Origin of the sequence: Acrocarpospora sp. B8E8 (assembly GCF_039871605.1) — a bacterium.
Lineage (GTDB): Bacteria > Actinomycetota > Actinomycetes > Streptosporangiales > Streptosporangiaceae > Acrocarpospora > Acrocarpospora macrocephala.
This window is the reverse complement of the sequence record NZ_JBDPLV010000003.1, coordinates 124755-146517: the sequence shown is the minus strand read 5'-3', so window position 1 is coordinate 146517 and position 21763 is coordinate 124755. Positions and strand designations below refer to the sequence as shown.

General features: G+C 68.3%; 25 protein-coding genes. 14 read left to right on the top strand and 11 right to left on the bottom strand.

Annotated elements, in window-relative coordinates:
* Nucleotide 1: 1 nt before the first annotated feature.
* The 4 genes from ABGB08_RS04785 to ABGB08_RS04770 all read right to left on the bottom strand — a co-directional run bounded on the left by ABGB08_RS04785 (nt 2) and on the right by ABGB08_RS04770 (nt 2741).
* Complete coding sequence (locus tag ABGB08_RS04785) at nt 2–970, bottom strand: NAD(P)-dependent alcohol dehydrogenase (protein WP_347586658.1); 969 nt, start codon at nt 968–970, stop codon at nt 2–4.
* Nucleotides 967–1182, bottom strand: a complete 216-nt coding sequence (locus ABGB08_RS04780; RefSeq protein ID WP_347586848.1) for a helix-turn-helix transcriptional regulator — start codon at nt 1180–1182, stop codon at nt 967–969. The genes ABGB08_RS04785 and ABGB08_RS04780 overlap by 4 nt, the downstream gene beginning before the upstream one ends.
* Nucleotides 1183–1193: 11 nt before the next feature.
* Nucleotides 1194–1622 (bottom strand): hypothetical protein, encoded by a 429-nt coding sequence (locus tag ABGB08_RS04775; RefSeq protein ID WP_347586656.1) that lies wholly within the window; start codon nt 1620–1622, stop codon nt 1194–1196.
* Between the two features lie 75 nt (nt 1623–1697).
* On the bottom strand, nt 1698–2741 hold the full coding sequence (locus ABGB08_RS04770; RefSeq protein WP_347586654.1) for a zinc-dependent alcohol dehydrogenase family protein: 1044 nt from the start codon (nt 2739–2741) through the stop codon (nt 1698–1700).
* A gap of 198 nt (nt 2742–2939) precedes the next feature.
* Between ABGB08_RS04770 and ABGB08_RS04765 the strand changes: the two genes are divergently transcribed.
* The 3 genes from ABGB08_RS04765 to ABGB08_RS04755 are packed head-to-tail and all read left to right on the top strand — an operon-like array spanning nt 2940 to nt 5783.
* Nucleotides 2940–4319: a cytochrome ubiquinol oxidase subunit I gene (locus tag ABGB08_RS04765; RefSeq protein ID WP_347586652.1), complete on the top strand. Its 1380-nt coding sequence runs from the start codon at nt 2940–2942 to the stop codon at nt 4317–4319.
* Nucleotides 4320–4327: 8 nt separating this feature from the next.
* Nucleotides 4328–5299: a cytochrome d ubiquinol oxidase subunit II gene (cydB, locus tag ABGB08_RS04760; RefSeq protein WP_347586650.1), complete on the top strand. Its 972-nt coding sequence runs from the start codon at nt 4328–4330 to the stop codon at nt 5297–5299.
* Nucleotides 5300–5303: 4 nt separating this feature from the next.
* Entirely contained in the window at nt 5304–5783 is a 480-nt protein-coding gene (locus tag ABGB08_RS04755) for a nitroreductase/quinone reductase family protein (protein ID WP_347586648.1), read from the top strand.
* Between the two features lie 26 nt (nt 5784–5809).
* Here ABGB08_RS04755 and ABGB08_RS04750 read toward each other — a convergent pair whose 3' ends face one another.
* Together ABGB08_RS04750 and ABGB08_RS04745 are read right to left on the bottom strand one after the other, a co-directional pair.
* Nucleotides 5810–7399 carry an ABC transporter permease gene (locus tag ABGB08_RS04750; protein WP_347586646.1) on the bottom strand — a complete coding sequence of 530 codons (1590 nt, stop codon included), beginning with the start codon at nt 7397–7399 and terminating at the stop codon, nt 5810–5812.
* The gene (locus ABGB08_RS04745; protein ID WP_347586644.1) at nt 7396–8292 is read right to left on the bottom strand and encodes an ABC transporter ATP-binding protein; all 897 of its coding nucleotides are present in this window, start codon (nt 8290–8292) and stop codon (nt 7396–7398) included. Before ABGB08_RS04745 ends, ABGB08_RS04750 begins: the two co-directional genes overlap by 4 nt.
* Before the next feature lie 207 nt (nt 8293–8499).
* On the opposite strand from ABGB08_RS04745, the gene ABGB08_RS04740 reads away from it, so the two are divergent.
* The 3 genes from ABGB08_RS04740 to ABGB08_RS04730 all read left to right on the top strand — a co-directional run bounded on the left by ABGB08_RS04740 (nt 8500) and on the right by ABGB08_RS04730 (nt 11178).
* Complete coding sequence (locus ABGB08_RS04740; RefSeq protein ID WP_347586642.1) at nt 8500–9024, top strand: hypothetical protein; 525 nt, start codon at nt 8500–8502, stop codon at nt 9022–9024.
* Nucleotides 9025–9085: 61 nt separating this feature from the next.
* A complete protein-coding gene (locus ABGB08_RS04735) occupies nt 9086–9778 on the top strand; it encodes a response regulator transcription factor (RefSeq protein ID WP_347586640.1) in 693 nt (230 codons plus the stop codon).
* Nucleotides 9775–11178, top strand: coding sequence for a HAMP domain-containing sensor histidine kinase (locus ABGB08_RS04730; RefSeq protein ID WP_347586638.1), 1404 nt, complete (start codon nt 9775–9777; stop codon nt 11176–11178). Before ABGB08_RS04735 ends, ABGB08_RS04730 begins: the two co-directional genes overlap by 4 nt.
* Nucleotides 11179–11181: 3 nt before the next feature.
* On the opposite strand, the gene ABGB08_RS04725 is transcribed toward ABGB08_RS04730, so the two are convergent.
* From ABGB08_RS04725 to ABGB08_RS04715, 3 genes are all read right to left on the bottom strand, one after another.
* Entirely contained in the window at nt 11182–12066 is an 885-nt protein-coding gene (locus ABGB08_RS04725; RefSeq protein WP_347586636.1) for a hypothetical protein, read from the bottom strand.
* 114 nt (nt 12067–12180) lie between these two features.
* Nucleotides 12181–12675: a peroxidase-related enzyme gene (locus ABGB08_RS04720; protein ID WP_347586634.1), complete on the bottom strand. Its 495-nt coding sequence runs from the start codon at nt 12673–12675 to the stop codon at nt 12181–12183.
* Nucleotides 12676–12932: 257 nt separating this feature from the next.
* A complete protein-coding gene (locus ABGB08_RS04715) occupies nt 12933–14114 on the bottom strand; it encodes a cellulose-binding domain-containing protein (protein ID WP_347586632.1) in 1182 nt (393 codons plus the stop codon).
* 202 nt (nt 14115–14316) lie between these two features.
* On the opposite strand from ABGB08_RS04715, the gene ABGB08_RS04710 reads away from it, so the two are divergent.
* Both ABGB08_RS04710 and ABGB08_RS04705 read left to right on the top strand, forming a co-directional pair.
* Nucleotides 14317–14532, top strand: coding sequence for a type II toxin-antitoxin system VapB family antitoxin (locus ABGB08_RS04710; RefSeq protein WP_347586630.1), 216 nt, complete (start codon nt 14317–14319; stop codon nt 14530–14532).
* On the top strand, nt 14529–14951 hold the full coding sequence (locus ABGB08_RS04705) for a PIN domain nuclease (RefSeq protein WP_347586629.1): 423 nt from the start codon (nt 14529–14531) through the stop codon (nt 14949–14951). Before ABGB08_RS04710 ends, ABGB08_RS04705 begins: the two co-directional genes overlap by 4 nt.
* Before the next feature lie 92 nt (nt 14952–15043).
* Here ABGB08_RS04705 and ABGB08_RS04700 read toward each other — a convergent pair whose 3' ends face one another.
* On the bottom strand, nt 15044–15793 hold the full coding sequence (locus tag ABGB08_RS04700; RefSeq protein WP_347586628.1) for a zinc-binding dehydrogenase: 750 nt from the start codon (nt 15791–15793) through the stop codon (nt 15044–15046).
* A 282-nt stretch (nt 15794–16075) separates the two neighbouring features.
* Nucleotides 16076–16753, bottom strand: coding sequence for a haloacid dehalogenase type II (locus tag ABGB08_RS04695; protein WP_347586627.1), 678 nt, complete (start codon nt 16751–16753; stop codon nt 16076–16078).
* Between the two features lie 127 nt (nt 16754–16880).
* Here ABGB08_RS04695 and ABGB08_RS04690 point away from each other — a divergent pair, with 127 nt between their 5' ends.
* From ABGB08_RS04690 to ABGB08_RS04665, 6 genes are all read left to right on the top strand, one after another.
* On the top strand, nt 16881–17468 hold the full coding sequence (locus tag ABGB08_RS04690; protein WP_347586626.1) for a QsdR family transcriptional regulator: 588 nt from the start codon (nt 16881–16883) through the stop codon (nt 17466–17468).
* Between the two features lie 56 nt (nt 17469–17524).
* Nucleotides 17525–17668, top strand: coding sequence for an acyl-CoA dehydrogenase C-terminal domain-containing protein (locus ABGB08_RS04685; protein WP_347586625.1), 144 nt, complete (start codon nt 17525–17527; stop codon nt 17666–17668).
* Between the two features lie 96 nt (nt 17669–17764).
* Nucleotides 17765–18922: a serine hydrolase domain-containing protein gene (locus ABGB08_RS04680; protein WP_347586624.1), complete on the top strand. Its 1158-nt coding sequence runs from the start codon at nt 17765–17767 to the stop codon at nt 18920–18922.
* 5 nt (nt 18923–18927) lie between these two features.
* Nucleotides 18928–19947, top strand: a complete 1020-nt coding sequence (locus ABGB08_RS04675) for an NADP-dependent oxidoreductase (protein ID WP_347586846.1) — start codon at nt 18928–18930, stop codon at nt 19945–19947.
* Nucleotides 19944–20708 carry an SDR family oxidoreductase gene (locus ABGB08_RS04670; protein WP_347586623.1) on the top strand — a complete coding sequence of 255 codons (765 nt, stop codon included), beginning with the start codon at nt 19944–19946 and terminating at the stop codon, nt 20706–20708. Before ABGB08_RS04675 ends, ABGB08_RS04670 begins: the two co-directional genes overlap by 4 nt.
* Nucleotides 20709–20752: 44 nt before the next feature.
* Nucleotides 20753–21763, top strand: a complete 1011-nt coding sequence (locus tag ABGB08_RS04665) for an alpha/beta fold hydrolase (protein ID WP_347586622.1) — start codon at nt 20753–20755, stop codon at nt 21761–21763.

Genomic DNA, 21763 nt, shown 5'->3' with positions numbered 1-21763 from the left:
GTCAGATTTTGATGATGACCTTGCCGGCGGGGTGGCCTTCGGCTAGGTAGCGGATTGCGGCGGGGGCGTCGGCGAGAGGGTAGGTGCGGTCGATGACTGGGGTGACCTTGCCGGATTCGATGAGCTGGCTGAGTTCCTCCAGTTCCTGGGCGCGTTCGTGGGATGTCAGGCCCTGCAGGTTCTGGCTGGTGAACAGCGATAGCAGGGGTGCGCGCATCTGGCGGGTGTAGCCACCGAACAGGCCGCCCGCGTCATGCCCTCCGCCGGCCAGCACCAGGGTTCCGCGGGGAGTCAGGGCGCGCCGTAGCAGTGACAGTGGGCGGCAGCCCGCGGTGTCGATGATCACGTCGTAGCGTGGGCCGTCGCGGTCGACCTCCTCGCGGGTGTAGTCGATGACTTCGTCGGCGCCCAGGGATCGCACCAGGTCCACCTTGCTGGTGCCGCATACGCCGGTCACGTTCGCGCCGAACGCCTTGGCGATCTGCACCGCGAACGATCCGATGCCGCCGGCCGCGCCGATCACCATGACCTTCTGCCCGGCCTTGACCCGGCCGCGGACGCCTTCCAGCGCGGTCACCCCGGAGATGGGCACCGCCGCGGCCTCCTCGAACGACAGTCTGGGCGGCTTGGGCGCAAGGCGCTTCGAGGAGACGGCCGCATACTCGGCGAACGTGCCGCTGCTGGTGGTGCCATACACCTCATCACCGGGTTGGAACCCCTGCACGTCGGCGCCGACCTGCGTGACCACCCCGGCGAGTGCCCGGCCGCGCACCGCCACCCTGGGCTTGGTCAGCCCGAACGCGACCCGCGCCGCGTACGGCCGGCCGGTCATGCAGATCCAGACGCCCGGGTCCACCCCGGCGGCACGTACCTGGACCAGCACCTGGTCCGCTCCGATCGACGGCTGGTCGACGTCGCGTAATTGGAGCACATCCGCCGAGCCGTACGCGTCCTGGGCGATCGCCTTCATTTGGTCTCCTCCTGGGAGTTGGGGTATTGGAATACTTCTTCGAGTGGAACTTTGAACACGTGGGCGATCCGGAAGGCCATTTCGAGGGACGGCGAATAGCGTCCCTGCTCGATCGCGATGAGGGTTTGCCGGGTCACGCCGATTCGCTCGGCCAGCTCGGCTTGGGTCATCTCGCCGTTCGCGAAGCGCAGCGCGCGGATGCGGTTGGTCACGCTGGTCGGCTTCACCACTGCGGGAGGCTCCTGCGGTACACGATGACCTTGGTGACATTGCCGAGGATCGCCGACAGCACGAAGCACAGGTAGACCACGTTCGCGATCCAGAACTGCTCCCACTCGGCGATTGCCATGAGCATCGCCGCGACGCCGCCGATCACCACGAACGACTGGCCGACATGGTCCCCCAGCCGCCCGATCTCCCGGTCTCTCTCGTCCTTCACCAGGGACGCCTGCCGATCCAGCGCGTTGACCACGATCTCGATCACGATCGCGGCGGCGATGGCCGCCCCCACGCTCCCCAGCAGGGCCGCGCCGTAGGGCGCCTCAGCCAGCGGTCGCCCGCCGGCCTGGCTCAACACCACGGCCACATATCCGCCGTACGCGGCGACGGCCACCACCAGCCGGATCCACGCCCGCTTCTCCTCGAGTGTCATGCCTCTACCTTCGGGATGTACAGAATCTTTGACATCCCGAAGGTAGCAAATCTTTTACTTGATGTCTAGAAAGTTTTACACCGCCTCGCGGGTGAGGACGACCTTGAGGGCGCCTGTCGTGGCCGCGTCCGCGAAGACCTCGTACGCCTTCTCCATCTCCGCCAGGGCGAAGCGGTGCGTGACGAACGCGCCGGTGTCCAGCCGGCCGGCCTCGATCATGCGCAGCAGGGTGGGCGTGGAGGAGGTGTCAACCAGCCCGGTCGTGATCGTGATGTTGCGGATCCACAGGTCTTCCAGGTGCAGCGTCGCCGGGCCGCCGTGCACGCCGATGTTGGCGACGTGCCCGCCGGGCCGTACCAGGCGGGTGCACAGTTCGAAGGTGTCCGCGACGCCCACCGCCTCGATGGCCACGTCCGCGCCGAGGCCGCCGGTGAGCGCGGCGACGGTCTCCTGGGCCTGTGCCGGTTCGGTGACGGCGTCGGCGCCGAAGCGGGCCGCCGCGTCCAGGCGCGGCCGGGCGAGGTCGATCGCGACGATGTGCCCGGGGGTGAACAGCCGGGCCGCGGTGATGGCGGCCAGCCCGATGGGTCCGGCGCCGACGACGGCGACGGTGTCGCCCGGCTGGACGCGCCCGTTGAGCACGCCCACCTCGTACGACGTCGGCAGGATGTCGGCGAGCATGAGCACGCTCTCGTCGGCGACGCCGTCCGGCACCAGGTACGTGGAGGTGTCGGCGAACGGGACGCGGACGTACTCGGCCTGGGTGCCGTCGATCCGGTGCCCCAGGATCCACCCGCCGCCGCCGAGGCACTGGCCGTACATGCCGGACCGGCAGTAGCGGCAGCGCCCGCACGCGGTGACGCACGAGACGAGCACGCGGTCGCCCGGCCGGCGCGTGGTGACGCCGGACCCGGTCTCGACGATCGTGCCGACCGCTTCGTGGCCGAGGATCCTGCCCTGATCGACGGTGGGCACGTCGCCCTTGAGGATGTGCAGGTCGGTGCCGCAGATGGTCACCGCGTCCACCCGGACGACGGCGTCGCCCGGATCGACGACCTCCGGCATCGGCATGTCACGCCATGATCGGTTGCCGGGACCTTGGTACACGAGAGCCTTCATCTTCTGCTCCTTTCGTCACCTCCACGCTGGACTTGGGGTGACGGGCCGGTCAGGGCCCTTGGTCCTCTCGATCGCCGCCGAAAGTTGGCGCCACCCGCGGAAGGACCAAGGTCCTGTCCGGACGGGTCTCCCGGCTCTATAGCCCACCACCTCGGATGATCGACGCTTCGGGGAGTTCCCTATGACCTGGAGTCCCCGATGGACGTCTTGGACTTGTCGCGGTGGCAGTTCGGCATCACGACCGTCTACCACTTCCTGTTCGTCCCGCTCACGATCGGGCTCTCGCTCATCGTGGCGGGCATGCAGACCGCCTGGTACCGCACCGAGAACCCCGCCTACCTGCGCATGACCCGCTTCTGGGGCAAGCTGTTCCTGATCAACTTCGCGATGGGCGTGGTCACGGGCATCGTGCAGGAGTTCCAGTTCGGGATGAACTGGAGTGCGTACTCGCGTTTCGTGGGTGACGTCTTCGGGGCGCCGCTGGCCATGGAAGGGCTGATCGCCTTCTTCATGGAGTCCACGTTCCTCGGCTTGTGGATCTTCGGCTGGGACAAACTTCCACGGAAGATCCATCTGGCGACGATCTGGCTGGCGTCGATCGGCACGGCCATCTCGGCGTACTTCATTCTGGCCGCCAACTCCTGGATGCAGCACCCGGTCGGCTACCGGCTCAACCCTGTCAGCGGGCGGGCCGAGCTGACCGACATCTGGGCGGTGCTCACCAATTCCACCACTCTGGCCACTTTCCCGCACGTGATCTTCGGCGCGTTCGTCACCGCGGGCGCGTTCGTCGCCGGCGTCAGTGCCTGGCAGCTCGCCAGGAAGCGCGACGTCGCTTTGTTCCGTACGTCCGGCCGGGTGGCCATGGTCGTCAGTCTCGTCGCGGCCGTGGGCGTGGCATTGTCCGGGCACTGGCAGGCCCAGATCATGACCGAGCAGCAGCCGATGAAGATGGCCGCCGCCGAAGCGCTGTGGGAGGACGAGATGTCCGCCGGCTTCTCCCTGTTCGCCATCGGCGACGTCGAGAACGGGCGCAACAGCGTGAACCTCCAGGTGCCCAACGGGCTGAGCCTGCTGGCCACCAACAGCCTTGACGGCGAGGTCGAGGGCATCAACGACGTGCAGGCCCGCTACCAGGCCCAGTACGGACCCGGCGACTACCGGCCGGTCATCGGCCTGGCGTACTGGTCGTTCCGCCTCATGATCGGCTTCGGCGCGCTGGCGGGGCTGCTGGCGCTGGCCGGGCTGTGGCTCACCCGGCGCGGGCGGCTGCCCGAGAGCCGCTGGTTCACCCGGATCGCCGTCCTGGGCATCGCCCTGCCGTTCCTCGCCAACTCGCTCGGCTGGATCTTCACCGAGATGGGCCGCCAGCCGTGGACCGTCTTCGGGATCATGCGCACCGCCGCCGCCGTCTCCCCGGGCGCCGACGTCGCCGAGGTCGCCCTCACCCTCGTCGGCTTCACCCTCGTGTACGCCGCGCTGGCGGCCGTCGAAGTCCGGCTGCTGCTCAAGTTCATCCGCATGGGCCCTGACCCTGAGTCCGCCCCGGCCGAGCCGATTCCCGCCCTCTCGTACTGAAGGTCCCCATGGAACTCACCACCGTCTGGTTCGCGCTCATCGCGGTCCTGTGGACCGGCTACTTCGTCCTGGAGGGCTTCGACTTCGGCGTCGGCGTGCTGCTGCCGTTCGTCGCCCGCGACGAATCCGACCGCCGGCTCGTCGTCGCCTCGATCGGGCCCGTCTGGGACGGCAACGAGGTGTGGCTGCTGGTCGCCGGCGGCGCCACGTTCGCCGCCTTCCCCGAGTGGTACGCCACCCTGTTCAGCGGCTTCTACCTGCCGCTGTTCCTCATCCTGCTGGCGCTGATCGCCCGGGGGATCGCCCTGGAGTACCGCAACAAGAGCGACAGCACGCGCGGCTGGGACCGCACCTTCTTCTGGGGCTCCCTCGCGCCCGCGTTCCTGTGGGGCGTGGCCTTCGCCAACATCGTCCACGGCGTGCCCCTCGACGCCGCGCACGAGTTCACGGGCAGCCTGTTCACCCTCCTCAATCCGTACGCCCTGCTCGGTGGCGCGGCCACGCTGACGCTGTTCACCTTCCACGGCGCGGTCTTCCTCGCCCTGCGCACGCAAGGCGAACTGCGCGCGACCGCCATCCGGCTGGGCCGCCAGATCGGCCTGCTCGCCCTGCTGATCGGCGGCGCGTTCCTGCTGATCACCCAGCTCGACAAGGGCAAGCCCCTCACCTGGCCGATCGCCGCGATCGCCGCCGCCGGCATCACGGGCGCCCTGATCGCCCTGGGCCGTGACCGCGACGGCTGGGCGTTCGCCGCCAACGCGCTGGCCATCGTCGCGATCACGGCGACCCTGTTCGCCAACCTGTGGCCGAACGTCATGCCGGCCCTGGACCCCGCCAACAGCCTGACCGTGGACAACGCCAGCTCCACGCCGTACACGCTGACGGTCATGACCTGGGTGGCCGCCATATTCACGCCCGTCGTGCTGCTCTACCAGGGCTGGACCTACTGGGTGTTCCGCAAACGACTTACATTGGACTGAACCCATGATCCGATCGCTGCTGTACTCGCTGAAACGGCGGATGTACCCCGCGAACCGCCCCGGCCGCCTGGCCCGGGCGATGAACCGGATGGACGCCCGCCAGTACGGCGCGGCCCTGCTGTCTCCCCGCCGCGCCGTCACCCTGGAGGTCCGCGGCCGCACCAGCGGGCGCCTCGTCTCCGTCCCGGTGGTGGTGGCCGACTACGAGGGCGAGCGCTACCTGGTGTCGATGCTCGGCGAGGACGCGAACTGGGTGCGCAACGTCCGGGCCGCCGGCGGCCGCGCGGTCCTACGACGAGGTACGGCAGAGCAGGTGGCCCTGGAGGAGGTGGAGATCGGGGCACGGGCCCCGATCATCCGCCGATACCTGGCGCTGGCCCCAGGAGCACGCCCCCACATCCCCGCCGAGAAAACCGCGCCACTCGCGTCCTTCGCGGCTGTGGCCGCACGCCACCCCGTCTTCCGGATAACGCCGGCCACATGAAGGCATCCGCGATCGATGGCGGCGGCTCAGTCGGCTTTCAGGTCCCGGCGGCCGAATCCGGCGACGCCAGCGACGATCAAGACGCCGGTGGCGAGGCAGAGGCGCGCGATCGGCGTCGCGGTCGCCGTTCCGCCCGGGAGCGCGGGCACGTGCGCGAACGGGGAGAACTGGCGGATGGTCTCGTCGATCTGGAGCAGCTCCCCGAGCTGGCCGAGCAGGAAGAAGGCGACCAGGAACGCCCACGCGACGGCGGTCATGCGAGGCAGGAGCCCGAACAGCAGGACGGTGATACCGGCCACCACCCACACGGCGGGGACCTGGGCGAGAGCGGCGCCGGCGATGCGCGTCGCCTGCGTCGCGGGTTCGCCGACGCGCAGCCCGTGGGCGAGACCGGCGGCCAGGCCGGCGATGAGGAGGATCAGCGCCGATCCGGCCAGGGCGCAGGCCACGTGGCCGGCGAGCCAGCGCCAGCGCGGCACCGAGGCGGCCAGCACCGGTTCGGCGCGCCCGATCGTCTCCTCCGCGCGTGGCCGCGAGGCCGCCTGCACGGCGTAGCCGCTGGCCACCAGGGCGAACAGGCCCAGCTGGGTGGCGAAGAAGGTGTCGACCAGGACGCCGGCGCCGCCGAGCCGGGCAAGCATGTCGGCGATCTGGGGGATATCTTCGACGATGTCTCCCACGCTGGCCGCCAGCGCACCGAACACCCCGCCGACCACGGCGAATCCGGCGGCCCAGCCGAACAGCATGCCCCGCTGCAGCCGCCAGGCGAGCGCGAGTGGCGACCTCAGGGACGCGGAAGCGGCGGCGGGTCCTCGGCGGGCCGCCAGCAATCCCGCGCCGATGTCGCGCCGCCGCGCCAGCAGATCGGCCGCCGCCACCAAGAGGACGGCGACGGCGGCGAATCCTGCCAGCAGCCACCAGCGTTCGCCGGCGAAGGCCCGGATCCGCTGCGCCCAGCCCAGCGGCGACAGCCAGGACACGGCCTCGGCCCCGGACGCGTCCCCGGCCGAGCGGAGCAGGAAGAACAGGCCCAGGACGGCGACGGCGAGGGCGTTGGCGGTGCGGGCGTTCGCGGTGAGCTGCGCGGTCACCGCGGCGATCCCGGTGAAGACCAAGCCCATGCCCGCCACGGCCCCGGCGAACGCGATCGATCCGGCCAGCGGCAGCCCCTGCCCGGCGAGGCCCGCCACCAACAGCAGCGCGGCGAGGAGGTTGGCCAGGCCGGTGACGATCACGGCGGCGGCGGGAAGCGCGTACCGGCCGACCGGCGCGGCGCCGATGAGTTCGGCGCGCCCGCTCTCCTCCTCGGCGCGGGTGTGCCGGGTCACCAGCATGATGCTCATGAGACCGGCCAGCACCGCGGCGAAGGTCGTGGCCCGCCAGGCGGTCAACCCGCCGACCGAGGCGGGATCGAAGATGGGCCCGGTGAGGGCCTGGAGCGCGGGGTTGGCCATCATGGTGGCGCCCAGCGCCAGGCGCTGCCCGACGTCGGGGTAGAGCTCGGCGATGGCGGAGGCGATCGAGACCGGGATGGCGACGATCACCAGGATCCAGATGGGCAGCAGCAGGCGGTCGCGACGCAGCGCGAGCCGGACGAGAACGCCGGTTCCGATCACGACGCGCTCACCTGGTAGTGGCGCAGGAACAGCTGCTCCAGCGTGGGCGGCTGGCAGGTGAGGCTGCGCAGTCCCGCCTGGCTGATCAGCCGCATGACACCGTCGAGGTGCTCGGCGTCGACCTCGAAGCTCACCTGGTTGCCGTTGACGGCGAGGTCGTGCACGCCGGGCCGGTCGGCGAGGGAGGCGGGAAGTTCGGCCAGCTCGGCGGTGATCGAGGTGCGGGTCAGGTGCCGTAGCTGCGTCAATGTCCCGGTCTCCACAGCGCGGCCTGCCCGGATGATGGTGACGCGGTCGCAGAGGGCTTCGACCTCGGTGAGGATGTGGCTGGACAGCAGCACGGTGCGACCGGCGGCGTGCTCCTCGGCGACGCATTCGCGGAACGCGGCCTCCATGAGCGGGTCCAGGCCCGCGGTGGGTTCGTCGAGCAGCAGCAGTTCGACATCGGCGGACAGGGCCGCGATCAGCGCGACTTTCTGCCGGTTGCCTTTGGAGTACGCGCGGCCCTTCTTGGTCGGGTCGAAGTCGAAGCGGTCGATCAAGGCGGCGCGTCGCCGTGGATCTATCCCGCCGCGTAACCGGGCGAGCAGGTCGATGGCCTCGCCGCCGGACAGGGTCGGCCAGAGCGTCACGTCGCCGGGAACGTAGGCGAGCCGCCGGTGCAGGGCGACCGCGTCCCGCCACGGGTCGGAGCCGAGGATCTCGGCATGGCCGGAGTCGCCGCGCAGGAGCCCCAGCAGGACGCGAAGGGCGGTGGTCTTCCCGGCGCCGTTGGGGCCGAGGAAGCCGTGCACCTCACCGGTCCGTACGTCCAGGTCGAGGCCGTCGAGGGCGGGAACGTGGCCGAACCGCTTGGTGAGGCCGTTGATGAGCACGGCGAACTCTGACGACATGGGATGCTCCCGAAGCCGATCGGATAGGACATTTGCCGACCAGGCTTCCCGGCGCACCGCCCTTGACGTTACTCCTCGCGGGTGCGCGGCGCCAGAACTCCCCGAGCCGACCGCCGTCTGGAGTTTGAGCCGGAATCTCAGGTTGTTGCCAAGAAGCATCTCTATCGTCCTGCGCGCTAGGTTTCGCACACACGAAAGGGTTAACCCATGCGGCGACGCACCCTCATTCCCGCTGCCCTGGGCGCGACTCTGATCGGCGCGACGCTGATCAGCGCCTCTCCCGCCTCCGCCACAACCGGCGGCACCTGCGAAAAGGCCGCCTGGATCGGCCAGGTTCAAGGCAGACCTGCCGGTCTTGGCATCCACTCCCGCAGCGGCGACTACTTCTGGCACGACAAGTACGGTTTCCACCTGCGCGTCACCCAGAAGCGCAGCAAGACCCAGACCTACTCGGGGACGATCACCTCGAACACCCCGATCGTCGGCTTCAAGTGGGTCAAGCTTGAGAAGCAGGACAAGGTCGAGCTGTCGGCCGACAAGCTCACGATCGCCTTCACGGTCGTGAACCACGGCCTGATCGACGGCTTCAACTTCAAGACCTCCTGCGCCGACACCCTCACGGTCTCCGACCTGAAGATCAACGGCAACGCGCTGCCGACCGGCAAGGTCTACCTGGGCAAGTACCGCCAGCACCCGGCATCGATTCCGTTCACGGTGCACCGTAAGGCCTAATATGCCAGGTCCGGCCGTGGTCCCCGTATGATGCCGGGCCACGGCCGGAGGAGGAAAGCAGATGGGCGCACACCGGATCCTGGTGGTGGACGACGACCCGGCGATCCTGCGGGTGCTGCGGCGCGGGCTGACCCTGGAGGGTTTCAGCGTGGAGGCCGCCGGCACAGGCCATGCCGCACTGGAGATAGCCGATCAGGTCGACGCCATCGTCCTGGATGTGTCGATGCCTCGCATGTCGGGCATCGAGGTGTGCGCCGAACTGCGCCGGCGCGGTTCCGAAGTTCCGATTCTGATGTTGTCGGCTCTGGACGAGGTGGCCGACCGGGTGGCCGGCCTGTCGGCTGGGGCCGACGACTACATGGTCAAGCCCTTCGACCTGACCGAGCTGGCGTTACGGCTTCGAGCGCTGCTGCGCAGGTCTGGCGCGACGAGTGCGGGGACCGCGGGCTCGGCCGTACGGGTCGGCGACCTGGTTCTGGACGCGGCCGGTCGTGACGCCGTCATCGGTGGCCGGCCGTTGACCCTGACCAGGCGCGAGTTCGATCTGCTCGAAGTGCTGGCCAGGAACGCCGGAATCGTCCTGTCCCGCGAGGTCCTGCTGGAACGTGTCTGGGGTTATGACTTCGCGGTCACCCACAACGCGGTCGAGACGTTCATCGGCTACCTGCGCCGCAAGCTGGAGGCCGCCGGCGAGCCGCGCATCCTGGAGACGGTCAGGGGAGTGGGTTACGTCCTGCGGGGCCGTCCGTCATGAGGCTGTCGACCCGGTTCGCGCTGTGCCTGGCCGTCATGGTTCCGCTGCTGGTCGGCCTGTCGGGCCTGCTGATCATCCGCCTGTCGATCGACGACCTGCGTGCCGAACGCGATGTGCGGCTGGCGCAGCGGATGCAGTCCCTCCAACCTCTCGCTTTGACGTACGCCCAGCGCGAGGCCGCCCCCGCGCGAGCGGCCAGGATTCGCGTCACGCCGACAGCCATCGGCGAGGAGGGCGTCTACGTGGCCCCTGCCAGGGGCACCCCGCTGATCATGGGTACCGTCCCGGCGTCCTTGCCCACGCCGGTGCCCGGCCCCGTGACCTCGCCGGACGGCGCCTGGCGCTACGTAAGCACCCCCTTGGGCGTCAACGGCAGACGGGGTCGGCTTTGGGTCTTCGAACAGGAAGCGCCACTGACCGGCCGGATCTCCCATATGTACCGTCAGCACCTGATCGTGACGCTGATCGCCTTGGCGGTGGGCGCGACCACGGGTCTGGCCCTTGGCCGTTTCGCGTTGCGCCCGCTCACGCGCCTGACGAAGGACGCGGCGGCCGTGGACGTACGCGCCGGGGAAGGCCGCCTGACCCGCAACTCCCGCGTTCCGGAGATCGACGAGCTGGCGGGCCTGGTGAACGGGCTCCTGGACCGCCGTGACAGGGCCGTTCACCGTACCGCCGAGGCGCTGGAGACGGCCCGCGCCTTCGCCGCGACCGCCGCCCACGAACTGCGCACGCCGTTGACGAGTATGGGCGCCAACATCGCCCTGCTGGGTTATCCCAACCTGCCGCCGGAGGATCGCGGGGAGGTCATCCGTGACCTGGCTGGCGAGCAGGCCCGCGTGGAGCGACTGATCACGATGCTGAGGCAGCTGGCCAGGGGCGAGCTGATGGAACCCGACTCCCTGAAGGAGGTCGACCTGGCGGCCCTGAGCGGAGTGGCAGTGGACGAGGCCACCCGCCGTCACGCGCACGCGCGGATCGTCGCGCACCTCCCCGAGCAGGCGATCGTCCGGGGCTGGGCCGAGGGCCTGCGCATGATCGTCGACAATCTCCTGGACAACGCGGCTGTTCACGGTGTCGGCCCTCGGGGCACTGTACGCATCGACCTGACGGTGAAGGTGGAGGGCACCTTCGCGCTCCTGCGCGTGGCGGACGACGGTCCTGGCATGCCGTCGGAACTCCACCAGGAGGCCTTCAACCGCTTCAGCCGTCGCGTCGGCAGCCCCGGATCGGGCCTGGGTCTGACCTTGATCCATCAGCAGGTCGTCCTGCACGGCGGCAAAGTAGAGATCGAACCTCCCGGCACGGGTTTGTCGGTATTGGTGCAGCTCCCCATCTCGTGGCGCCCGGACGGCCCCAGCGATGGTCTGTCCTGGTTGTCGGCGCACCAGAAACTCTGAGCGTCACAAACGGCGGAGGCAGGTGGTGCCGGGGTACCAGTCGATGCTGGACAGGGTGTCCGTCGTGCCGGATGGGCAATTCTGCGCGCTGACGCTTCCCACGACCTTGGCCCAGGCGCGCTTGGAGCGGCAGCCGACCTCGTCGAGGCCGCCTATGACGTTCCGCCAACCGGGCACTCCGCCGGCGAAGCTCGCCGGTTTGCGGACGCAGATGCCCTTGGCGTACTGGGCGCCCGGGGTTTCGACGTCATAGCCCCCGGTGGTGCAGATGACGGGTTTGGTCGGGTGGTCGCGACGGTTGGTGTAGTGATTGTCGAGGAAGCCGTCGGCGTCCTTGCACTGGGACTTCTTCTGGTAGAAGTTCCAGATCTTGCCCGGGCCGTACCGGTCGTGGCAGGGGCGTTCCTGGGGATCGGTGTCCTTGGTGTCGGACGGCTCGGCGATGTAGACGCAGTCGCCCGGGCGCAGGATGCCGCCGCCCTTGCCCGGATCGCCCGGATGCGGCGCGGCGAGGTTGCGTACGCAGGCGGTCCGCCCGGTGGGCACCTCCGGGCCGTGCCGCAGCCCGTCGGTCTCCGCGGGGCATTGGGCGGTCACGGCGATGATCCGCGATTTCGCCTGGGCATCCTCGCAGGGCACGACGGAGACGACTCCGGGGGAGGCGTTCACGGTGTACGCCGCGTTCAGGCACTGTCCCTTGGCCCAGGTTTGTACGGCAGGCGACGCGACCGGTGTCTGCGCGGACGGTGACACAGGAGAGGGCGTCGAGACCGCGCCCGCGGGGGAGGCACGATCATCGTCCCCACCGTTGACGATCATTACCACGATCACCGCGACGAGCACGGCGATGATCGCTGTCAGCACCGCGATCAACCGGCGATTCGCCATCCAGCGCCCCCTTGACCGATCACGGCGACCCTTGTGGCCGCCACCGCCTGACCGAACCAGTCAGATGATCGGTAGATCAAGTGTTGACCAGATAAAGCGAACCGACAACGGCCGCTACGCTTTGCGCTGGGATTCGGCCAATAGGGCGAGGTAGCCGTCGGAGACGATGCGCTTGGCCCGCGCCGCGTAGGATTCAGGGTCGTCTGGGGCGATCGTGCCCAGCCCGTCGACGTAGCGGTTGAACATGCAGAACGCCGCCGCGATCAGGACGGTGTCGTGGATCTCCACGTCGGTCGCGCCCGCTTCGTGCGCGGCGGTGATGAGCCGTTCCGTAACCCGCAGCCCGCTCTGCTGTACGGCCGCCGCGATGCCCAGCAGCGCCCGCAGCTTGGGCGAGATCGGCGCCCCTCCCACGTCCGCGCGGACCTGCTCGACCAGCTCCATCCCACCCTCCAGCTGCGCCGCCGCGTACGCCGCGTGCGAGGAGAAGCAGTAACGGCACTCGTTCAGCGCCGACACGTACGCCGCGATCAGCTCCCGTTCCCCGCGCGTCAAGGTGTTGTCCGCGCGCAGCAACGCCTCGACCAACTCGTTCAACGGCCGAGCCATCTCCGGACGAAACCTGAAAAGTCCCCGGATTCCCGGCTCGTCAGACACCAGGGTGATGTGCGGCATGGGCTGTGCCTCCCTCGGCTCGCGAACACTCCGAACGCAGAATTCGCGATCACCTCCACCCCGTCAACATTTTTCGCCATATAGAGCAACAAGTCGTAACTGCAGCGGGCCGGAGCGTTTGGGCGGCGGAGTCTGAAGCGGTCACGCCGACCAAGGTGGGACCTTGATCGGCGTGTCACCACGCTGCCGCACTAGATGCTGTAGCGGCTCTTGAGGTGCCGCCACCAGTCACGCAGCATCCACCCGTCGAACTCGGTGATCTGCGATGCCGAGCCCGCCTTCATGATGAAGCAGCACACCCCGCTCGGGGTCCAGTCGTAGAAGTCGTCGAGCCCGTACCCATGTCCTATTTCATGTAACAGGATGTGAATGTTGGCCGAGCCGAGCGCGCCGACGAAGTATTCGCTGCCGATCCGCTGACCCCAGTCGCCTCCCGCGCCACCGCTCATCCCGGCCGTCAGCCAGAGCGACATGTCATAGTGATGACTCGCCCCGCCCGGGCAGCCCGAGTAGTTGCCGTCCTGGTGGAAGAAGCGCCCGCAGGGCGGCGCGCACTGCGGAGCGTTCTCGTTGATGTCGTTGACGTAGATGTCGACAGAGTTGTCCGTCCACTGCAGCTGCGCCCTGTTCCGTACCGCCCAGCCCACCACCTTCACGTTGACCGTCGGGTACGGCCAGCCGTTCCAGCCCGCGAGCTGGTCGACCCACTTCTGGAACATGCGGGCCAGGTTGGCGTGGATCTGGTCGCGCAGCGCCGCGGTCACCGTCGCGCCGGAGTCCCATCGGACGCAGTAGTTGATGTTGCCCCGCCCGGCCATGATCTGGTCCCAGATGTAGTTCCTGAAGCCGTACAGGTTCGGGTAAGTGGACTCGACGTGGCTCCACACCTGGTTGAGCGGCTGGACCAGGTTGCTCGGCGGGTTCCACACGTTCCCTGTAGGCGGGGGAGTCGGCGTAGGGGTCGGTGTCGGGGTGGCAGTGGGGGTCGAGCCGGTGCAGGTCACCCCGTTGACCGTGAACGACGAGGGCTTCGGGTTGGAGCCGGTCCAGGTGCCGCCGAAGCCGAGGGAGGTGGACGCGCCGGTCCCGAGGGCGGCGTTCCAGTCCAGGTTGGTCGCGGTGACGTTGGCGCCCGACTGCGACCAGTTCGCCGACCAGCCCTGAGTCAACGTCTGCCCGGCCGAGAACGCGAACCTCAGCGTCCAGCCGTTCCACGCGTCACCCAGGTTCTTGACGGTCACGCTGGCCGTGAAGCCGCCGTTCCAGTCGTTGGTCGTGTACGTGACGCCGCATGCGACCGCGGCCGCTGCCGACGTGGCCGTGGCGACCACGGTGGTCGCGGCCAGCATCAAGATCGCCAGAATCCATCTCATGCCTGAAAAGGTATGAGCGTGGAATATGTTCGTACAGTCAACCAACTAGCCCATGACCTGGGGCCTGGGCTTACGCTAAAGGTTTTCTGTAACTTTCATTCTGGAGCCGCAGCGGAACTGCCCGACGGCGGCACTGGCATTCTTTCGTGTGGGTATCTCGGTCGATATCATCGATGTAGTACTTGATATACGGGAGGCGTCGATGAGTCGTACGGTGATCGATCTGGATGATGATCTGGTCGCGGAGGTGGCCAAGGCGCTGGGGACCAGTACGAAGAAGGAGACGGTGAACAGCGCCCTGCGGGAAGTGCTGGAGAATCGGCGCCGGGCGCTGGCGCTCGCCCGGTTGCGTGAGGCCGCCGGCGAGGGAGCCTTCGATCTTGAGGTCTTTGAGGACAAGAGGGGCTACCGCCGGTGAATCCGGCACAGTTCCTGATCGATACCAGTGCCCTGGCCCGGCTCATGCGTGGTGATGCCGAGCAGTATGGCTGGGACCAGGCGGTGGCGGCCGGCCTGATCGCGGTCTGCCCCATCACCGAACTCGAATTCTTCTTCAGCGCCCGTTCGATCGCGGATCGTATCCGGGGGATCGAGGACATGCGGTCGCTGTTCGGATGGGTTCCGGTCGATGATCGTGCCTACGACCGGGCGTGGGAGGTCCAGGGCGCGCTGACCAGGCGTGGACAGCACCGTAGTGCCGGGGCGGTGGACCTGGTCATCGCCGCCACGGCGGAACTGCGGGGCCTGACGTTGCTGCATCGCGACCGGGACTTCGAATGCATCGCGGCCGTGACCGGACAAGCACTCCAGTGGTACGGACCTCCGGTCGGCAAGTGAACGGCACACATGCTCGCTGAGCTGCCCCGTCGACAATCCATCCATGCAGGTCGCAGGTACGATCGGATGTCGCTTAGGTGCCGCAGCATGCTTCACTCGTGGACAACCACCATCTTGCCGCTGGCCGTACCGGCCTCCATGACGCGATGGGCCTCGCGGATCTGGTCGAAGCCGAACACGCGCGACGGCTTGGCCCGCAGGTGGCCGGCCGCCGCCCGTTCGGCGATCGCCTGGAGTGGTACGTCGGACAGCGGGAAGCCGGGGGTGCCGAAGACGAAACTGGCGAAGAAAGTGAGATAGACGCCACTCGCCATTTGCGCCAGCGGGTTGAAGTCGGCGATTGGGTCCAGGCCGCCGAGCCATCCCGCCAGGCAGGCGCGCCCGCCCCGGCGCAGCATCGCCAGCGAGTCGAGGATGGTGCTGTTCCCGATCAGGTCGAGCACGGCGTCGAGTTGCTTGGCCTCGGGGATCCGCAGGGAGAGCGCCGGCCCCTCCACTTCGCCGCGTTCCGCGCCGATGTCTTCCAGCAGGCCGAAGCGGGTACGGTCGTGTGTCGTGGCGATGACCCGCGCCCCGGCATCGACTGCGAGGCCGATCGCGGCCTGCCCGAAAGAGGAAGTACCGCCCCTGACGAGCAGCGTTTGTCCCCGGGTGATCTGCAGGTTGGGGAACAGGCAGGTCCAGGCGGTGGCGTACGTCTCCGGGATGGTGGTCAGCTCGGCCCACGGCAGGTCGGAATCGATGAGCGCCACGTTCGAGGCCGGGGCCCGGGTGTATTCGGCGTAGCTGCCGTTGATCGTACGCCCGAGACCGCCCATCAGCGCCGCGACCTTGGCTCCCACGGGAAACTCCCCACCGGGACAGGCATGCACGAGGCCAACGCACTCGATGCCGCTCACCGGCGCAGCCTCGGCCCACTCACCTCTGCGCATATGCATTTCGGCATGGTTGAGGCCAAAGGCCTTGATCTTGATGACGACCTGTCCGGCTCCGGGCTCAGGTTCCGGCAGTTCCCGATATTCCAAGCACTCCGGCCCTCCGAATCTCTCGATAACGATGGCACGCATGTCGGCCCTCCCGACCCGACGTTTACCGACAACAGCTTCGCGATCATGATCCTCGCCTCAAGGGGCTACATCGACCTCAAGGACCTGGTCGACGACGGCGGACAGGTCGGCGCCGATGATGTCCGGACGCCGGCCGATGGGGCTGAGGACCATGCCGGACCGCGCGATGAAGGCCGCCTTGCAACCCGCGGCGAGCGCACCCCACGTGTCCCACCAGTGCGCAGCCACCAGCCGAACCTCAGAAATGTCCACGCCGAACACCTTCGCGGCGGCCTGATAGGGCTCGGGCAGCGGTTTGAGCTGTCTCACGCTGTCGGCCGAGATCACAGCGTCGAAGTAGCCGCGCATGCCGCTGTTGGTGAGCTGCGCCTCGGCGACCGGGCCCACAGAGTTCGTCAGCGCCACCATCTTGAGCGGGCTGGTCCGTAGACGCTGGAGCGCGCCGACGACCTCAGGATGGGCAGGCAGCGAGCTCATCCGCTCGACAATCCCAGCCGCATCCGCCGCCGAGACTTTCCTGCCGTGCCGTTCGGCCAGCATCAACAACGCGGCATGCTGGGCCGTGCTGTAGTCCACGTAATCACCGGTCAGCCCACCGACGAAGGTGATCTGCAGCATCTGCCTGAACCACTGCTCCCGAAGGGCAGCCGACCCCAGCAGCACCTCAAAGGCCTCGTCGAGCGCAGAGAGGTCAAGCAGACTCTCGTTGACATCGAACGCGATGACTCTGGTCATGACTGGTTCCTACCCATATGGACGTATTTGCCCTCGTATAGCCCTTGGAGCATCAGGTCATCGTCCACGGGGATGATCGGCAGTCGCGTTGCGGAGCCCGTGGCGGAACTGGCCTAGAATCCGCAGCATGTCGAGTCCCCCGCAGGCGATTCCGTTCGCGCGGCACGCCGACGCCGAACGTGCGTTCCGGCTGGCGCGGCGGCGGTTCGTCGCGGGTGAGCGGCTTGACATGCAGGTTCTCGCGGCCGAGCTGGGAGTCGACCGGTCCACGCTGTTCCGGTGGGTCGGAAACCGCGACCAGCTCGTGGCCGCGATCCTGATCTCCATGACCGAGTCGGCGATACGGGACGCCGACGCGAAGTCGAAGCAGACCGGGGGAGCCCGGATCGCGCTCACGGCGTACCACTACGCCCAGGCTCTCATCGACTCGGAGTTCTTCCAGGCTTATCTCAAGCGCGAGTCGGACCGAGCCCTGCGGCTGCTCACCTCGAAGGCGAGCCCGGTGCAGGGATACGTGGTCAGTATCTTCGAGCGCATGGTCGAGCAGGAGCGCGACCGGGGCAACCTGACCCACGCGCTCGACTCCCACGACCTGGCTTACCTCATCGTGCGGATCATCGAGTCGTTCATCTACGCCGACACGATCATCGGTGACAGCCCGGACGCCACCAAGATCCGTGCCTCGGTGGCAGCCCTCCTCCACGTGGAGCTATGACCCGCCGTCAACCGGCAGCACCGAGCCGGTGACGTAGCCGGCTTGAGCAGGAGCTGGTGGCGTACGGGCATGAAGGCGCGTTCTACGACGGCAAGCGCCTGGCCGCCCGCTACTTCTTCACCTATGAGCTGCCGACCATCGCGCCCTCCCTCGCGCTGCTCGCGTCCCGCGACCGCACCATGATCGACCTCTGGTCTTGACCGCGGGACGTACGTTATGCCACGCTGCGCAACATATCCACAAACGTTGCACCGTCCCGCCGTGATGGGGCAACAGCCTCGGAGAAGGGATCAGCCGTGGCAGAGGTTTTCGGACAGGTGACGGAGCAGTACCGAGAGGTCCGTGACGCCCTCGCGGCGAACCTCGACGCCGGAGTCGAAGTCGGCGCCGGCATCGTCGTGAACGTCGACGGCACCAATGTGGTCGACATCTGGGGCGGCCACATGGACGCCGAGCGCACCCGGCCCTGGACCGAGGACACCATCGTCACGGTCTGGTCAACGACCAAGACGATCACCAGCCTGGCCGCGCTCATGCTCGTCGACCGAGGGCTGCTCGACCCCTTCGAGACCGTGGCCCACTACTGGCCGGAGTTCGCCGCAGGCGGCAAGGAACACGTCGAGGTCCGGCACCTGCTCAGCCACACTTCCGGTGTCTCGGCCTGGGCGCAGCCGTTCGCGCCCGAGGACAGTTACGACTTCGCCGCCGCCGCGGCCAAGCTCGCCGCCCAGCCGCCCTGGTGGGAACCCGGTACGGCCAGCGGCTACCACGCCAGTAATTTCGGCCACCTCGTCGGCGAGGTCGTACGCCGGGTGGCAGGCAAGAGCCTGCGTGACTTCGTCGCCGACGAGATCGCCGGTCCGCTCGGAGCCGACTTCCAGATCGGCGCCAAGGAGGCCGACTGGGATCGGATCGCGACGATGCTCCTGCCCGCCGGGACGGCGACGCTCGAGATGCCCGCCCCCGACCCCGACAGCGTCTTCTACAAGACCCTCGTCGGCTCCTACAACGACCCCACCCTGGCGAACACCACACAGTGGTATAGGGCCGACATCGGCGCCTGCAACGGCCACGGCAACGCGCGCTCGGTCGCCCAGATCATGTCGGCGATTTCCCTGGGCGGCGAGACCAACGGCGTCCGCCTGCTCAAGCCGGAGACCATCGAGCTCATCTTCCGCGAGCAGGCGCACGGCCCCGACCTGTTCCTGGGCCTCCCGCTGCGCTGGGGCATCGGCTACGCCCTGCCCGAGCCCGAGGGGGTGCCCTTCGTGCCGGTCGGCAAGGTCTGCTTCTGGGGCGGCTGGGGCGGCTCTCTGATCATCATGGACCTCGACCGGCGGATGACGATCAGCTACATGATGAACCAGATGCAGCCTGGAGTGATCGGCTCAGAAGTGTCGGCCGCCTACTGCGACGTGATCAGCCGCTGCGCGTCCGCCGTCGTGGCCCGCTGACGATGATGACCATCAAGAGTCGTGAGGTGCGTCTCGTGGCACGACCGTCGGGTCTGCCCGCGCACAGTGACTTCAGGATCGAGGAGCTGGCGGTGCCCGATCCCGGCCCGGGCCAGGTTCTCGTACGCAACGACTGGATGTCGGTCGACCCGGCGATGCGCGGCCGGATGCGGGACGTCCCTTCGTACGTCCCGCCGTTCCGGCTCGGCGAGCCGATGGAGGGCGGCGCCGTGGGCACCGTCGTCGAGTCCCACGCCGACGATCTCGCGGTCGGCGACCAGGTGCTTCATCGCCTGGGCTGGCGTGACTACGCGGTGCTGGACGGCGAGCACACGCTTCGGGTGGACACCCGGAAAGCTCCTGCCTCGGCCTATCTGGGCGTGCTCGGAATGCCTGGGCTCACGGCGTACGTCGGGCTCAAGGAGATCGCCGGTGTGCGCGAGGGCGACGTGGTCTTCATCTCCGGTGCGGCCGGGGCGGTCGGCCTGGTCGCCGCTCGCGTGGCCCGTCACCTCGGCGCGGCTACGGTGATCGGCTCCGCGGGCGGGCCGGAGAAGGCCGGACGTCTCGTCCGGGAGTTCGGGTACGACCGGGCCATCGACTACAAGGCCGGACCGATCTCGCGAGCGCTGCGCGATGCGGCGCCCGAGGGCATCGACGTCTACTTCGACAACGTCGGAGGCGACCACCTGCAGGCAGCGCTGTCGTCCCTGCGGATCGGGGGGCGCGTCGCGCTGTGCGGAGCGATCTCCCAGTACAACGCGGAGAAGCCCACGCCGGGTCCGACGAACCTGTTGCAGGCCGTCCGCATGCGCCTCACGCTGCGCGGGTTCATCGTGATGGACCACGCCGACCGCCGCGACGAGTGGGTCGATCTGGCTTCCGGCTGGCTCGAGGACGGGTCGCTGACCTCGACGCAGACGGTCGTCGAGGGCCTGGAGCACTCCGTCGACGCACTGCTCGGTCTGCTCGGCGGAGCCAACGTCGGCAAGATGCTCGTGCGGCTCAACCCGGACGCGACGTGACCGTGCGCCACGCTGAGCTCTTCTCCCTCGAAGGGCGAGCCGCCTTGGTGACCGGCGGCTCGCGGGGGATCGGACGCATGATCGCTGAAGGGTTTCTCGCCGCTGGCGCGAGGGTCTACATCAGCGCGCGCAAGGCGGCCGCCTGTGACGCGGCGGCGCGGGAGATGGCTTGTGTCTCGCTTCCGGCTGACGTGTCCACCCTGGAGGGGATCGAGCGGCTCGTGTCCGCTCTCGAGCGGCACGAGAGCAGACTCGACATCCTGGTCAACAACGCAGGTGCCGCCTGGGGCGCGCCGTTCGAGGAGTTCCCTGAGTCGGGGTGGGACAAGGTCGCCGACCTCAACCTCAAGTCGCCGTTCTTCCTCACCCAGCGGCTGCTTCCGATGCTGCGCAGAACACGCGACGAACGGCCCGCGAAGGTGCTCAACATCGCGTCGATCGACGGCATCTCCATGAGCGAGCTGGAGACGTACTCCTACCACGCCAGCAAGGCGGGCCTGATCCACCTCACCCGTCGCCTCGCGCTGCGGCTGGTGCGGGACGGGATCGTGATGAGCGGTATCGCCCCCGGCGCCTTCGCGTCGGAGATGAACCGCGACGCGCGGGACCGCGCCGACGAGATCGAGACGTTGATCCCCGCAGGACGCATCGGCAAGCCCGACGACATGGCCGGGGCCGCGGTGTATCTCGCATCCCGAGCTGGCGACTACGTGGTCGGCGAGACCCTCGTCGTCGACGGCGCCGCCACCTATGCGCGGTAGCACAAAGGAGCCGAGGCGCATCGCCGCCGTGAAACGGAGAGCACGTGAGGGACCACGACACGTGGCAGGTGAACGGCATCGACCTCGCCGTGACGATCGCGGGTTCCGGACCTCTGGTCGTGCTGGCCCATGGCTTCCCCGACCTGGCCATCACCTGGCGCCACCAGGTGCCGGCGCTGGTCGAGGCGGGCTATCGCGTGGTGGCTCCGGATATGCGTGGTTACGGGCGTAGCTCGCGCCCGAGCTCGCCGGACAGCTACGACAGTGACACCGTCGGGGCGGATTTGATCGCGCTTCTCGACCACGAGCAGGTCGAGCGGGCGCACTTCGTCGGGCACGACTGGGGTGCCGCTTCGGTCTGGCCGCTGGGGCTGACTCACCCCGGCCGCGTCCTGTCCTTGACCGGGCTCAGCGTGCCGTACACCGTGCCAGCCCCGGTCGCGCCTATGGGGATCTTCCGCAGCCGCTTCGGTGATGACTTCTACATGCTGAAATTTCAGGAGAAAGCGACACCGGAAGCGATGCTCGAACGCGACGTCAGCCGCACCTTGGTCGCCGTGCTGTCCGGGCGCGTCGACCAGCTGGACTCCGATGACGTGATCGGCGCGCCCGCATGGTTGCTCGACGACGTGCTCGACACGTACGTGCGCGAGTTCGAACGCACCGGTTTCGGCGGCGGCCTCAACTACTACCGCAACATCGACGCGAACTGGCGCCTGGCGACCCGCCGCGACCAGCACAGGATCGAGGCGCCGTCGCTGTTCGTCACCGGCACCGAAGACCCGATCTCCGCATTCATGCCGGCCGATCGCTCCGCCCGCGGCTTCCGGCGACTCCACTCGCACACCGTCAGCGGCGCCGGCGGGCTCGGTCTTGTCGAGGCGTTGTACTGCGACGTCCGGTTCGCCACCCCGTCGGCCAAGCTCATGACCGCGTTCTCCCGCCGGAACTGGCCGACACCAGTTCGCCCTGGTCGATGTTCACCATCAAATCCCAGCTCTGGGCCGCTGCCGTCCAGGACTTCGACGAGGCGGTTTCCGACGCCGACCGGCTGA

Coding starts and splice junctions, on each gene's coding strand:
- ABGB08_RS04785 (WP_347586658.1), bottom strand. CDS start 970: ATGAAGGCGATCGCCCAGGACGCGTACGGCTCGGCGGATGTGCTCCAA.
- ABGB08_RS04775 (WP_347586656.1), bottom strand. CDS start 1,622: ATGACACTCGAGGAGAAGCGGGCGTGGATCCGGCTGGTGGTGGCCGTC.
- ABGB08_RS04770 (WP_347586654.1), bottom strand. CDS start 2,741: ATGAAGGCTCTCGTGTACCAAGGTCCCGGCAACCGATCATGGCGTGAC.
- ABGB08_RS04765 (WP_347586652.1), top strand. CDS start 2,940: ATGGACGTCTTGGACTTGTCGCGGTGGCAGTTCGGCATCACGACCGTC.
- cydB (WP_347586650.1), top strand. CDS start 4,328: ATGGAACTCACCACCGTCTGGTTCGCGCTCATCGCGGTCCTGTGGACC.
- ABGB08_RS04755 (WP_347586648.1), top strand. CDS start 5,304: ATGATCCGATCGCTGCTGTACTCGCTGAAACGGCGGATGTACCCCGCG.
- ABGB08_RS04745 (WP_347586644.1), bottom strand. CDS start 8,292: ATGTCGTCAGAGTTCGCCGTGCTCATCAACGGCCTCACCAAGCGGTTC.
- ABGB08_RS04740 (WP_347586642.1), top strand. CDS start 8,500: ATGCGGCGACGCACCCTCATTCCCGCTGCCCTGGGCGCGACTCTGATC.
- ABGB08_RS04735 (WP_347586640.1), top strand. CDS start 9,086: ATGGGCGCACACCGGATCCTGGTGGTGGACGACGACCCGGCGATCCTG.
- ABGB08_RS04730 (WP_347586638.1), top strand. CDS start 9,775: ATGAGGCTGTCGACCCGGTTCGCGCTGTGCCTGGCCGTCATGGTTCCG.
- ABGB08_RS04725 (WP_347586636.1), bottom strand. CDS start 12,066: ATGGCGAATCGCCGGTTGATCGCGGTGCTGACAGCGATCATCGCCGTG.
- ABGB08_RS04720 (WP_347586634.1), bottom strand. CDS start 12,675: ATGGCTCGGCCGTTGAACGAGTTGGTCGAGGCGTTGCTGCGCGCGGAC.
- ABGB08_RS04715 (WP_347586632.1), bottom strand. CDS start 14,114: ATGAGATGGATTCTGGCGATCTTGATGCTGGCCGCGACCACCGTGGTC.
- ABGB08_RS04710 (WP_347586630.1), top strand. CDS start 14,317: ATGAGTCGTACGGTGATCGATCTGGATGATGATCTGGTCGCGGAGGTG.
- ABGB08_RS04695 (WP_347586627.1), bottom strand. CDS start 16,753: ATGACCAGAGTCATCGCGTTCGATGTCAACGAGAGTCTGCTTGACCTC.
- ABGB08_RS04690 (WP_347586626.1), top strand. CDS start 16,881: ATGTCGAGTCCCCCGCAGGCGATTCCGTTCGCGCGGCACGCCGACGCC.
- ABGB08_RS04675 (WP_347586846.1), top strand. CDS start 18,928: ATGACCATCAAGAGTCGTGAGGTGCGTCTCGTGGCACGACCGTCGGGT.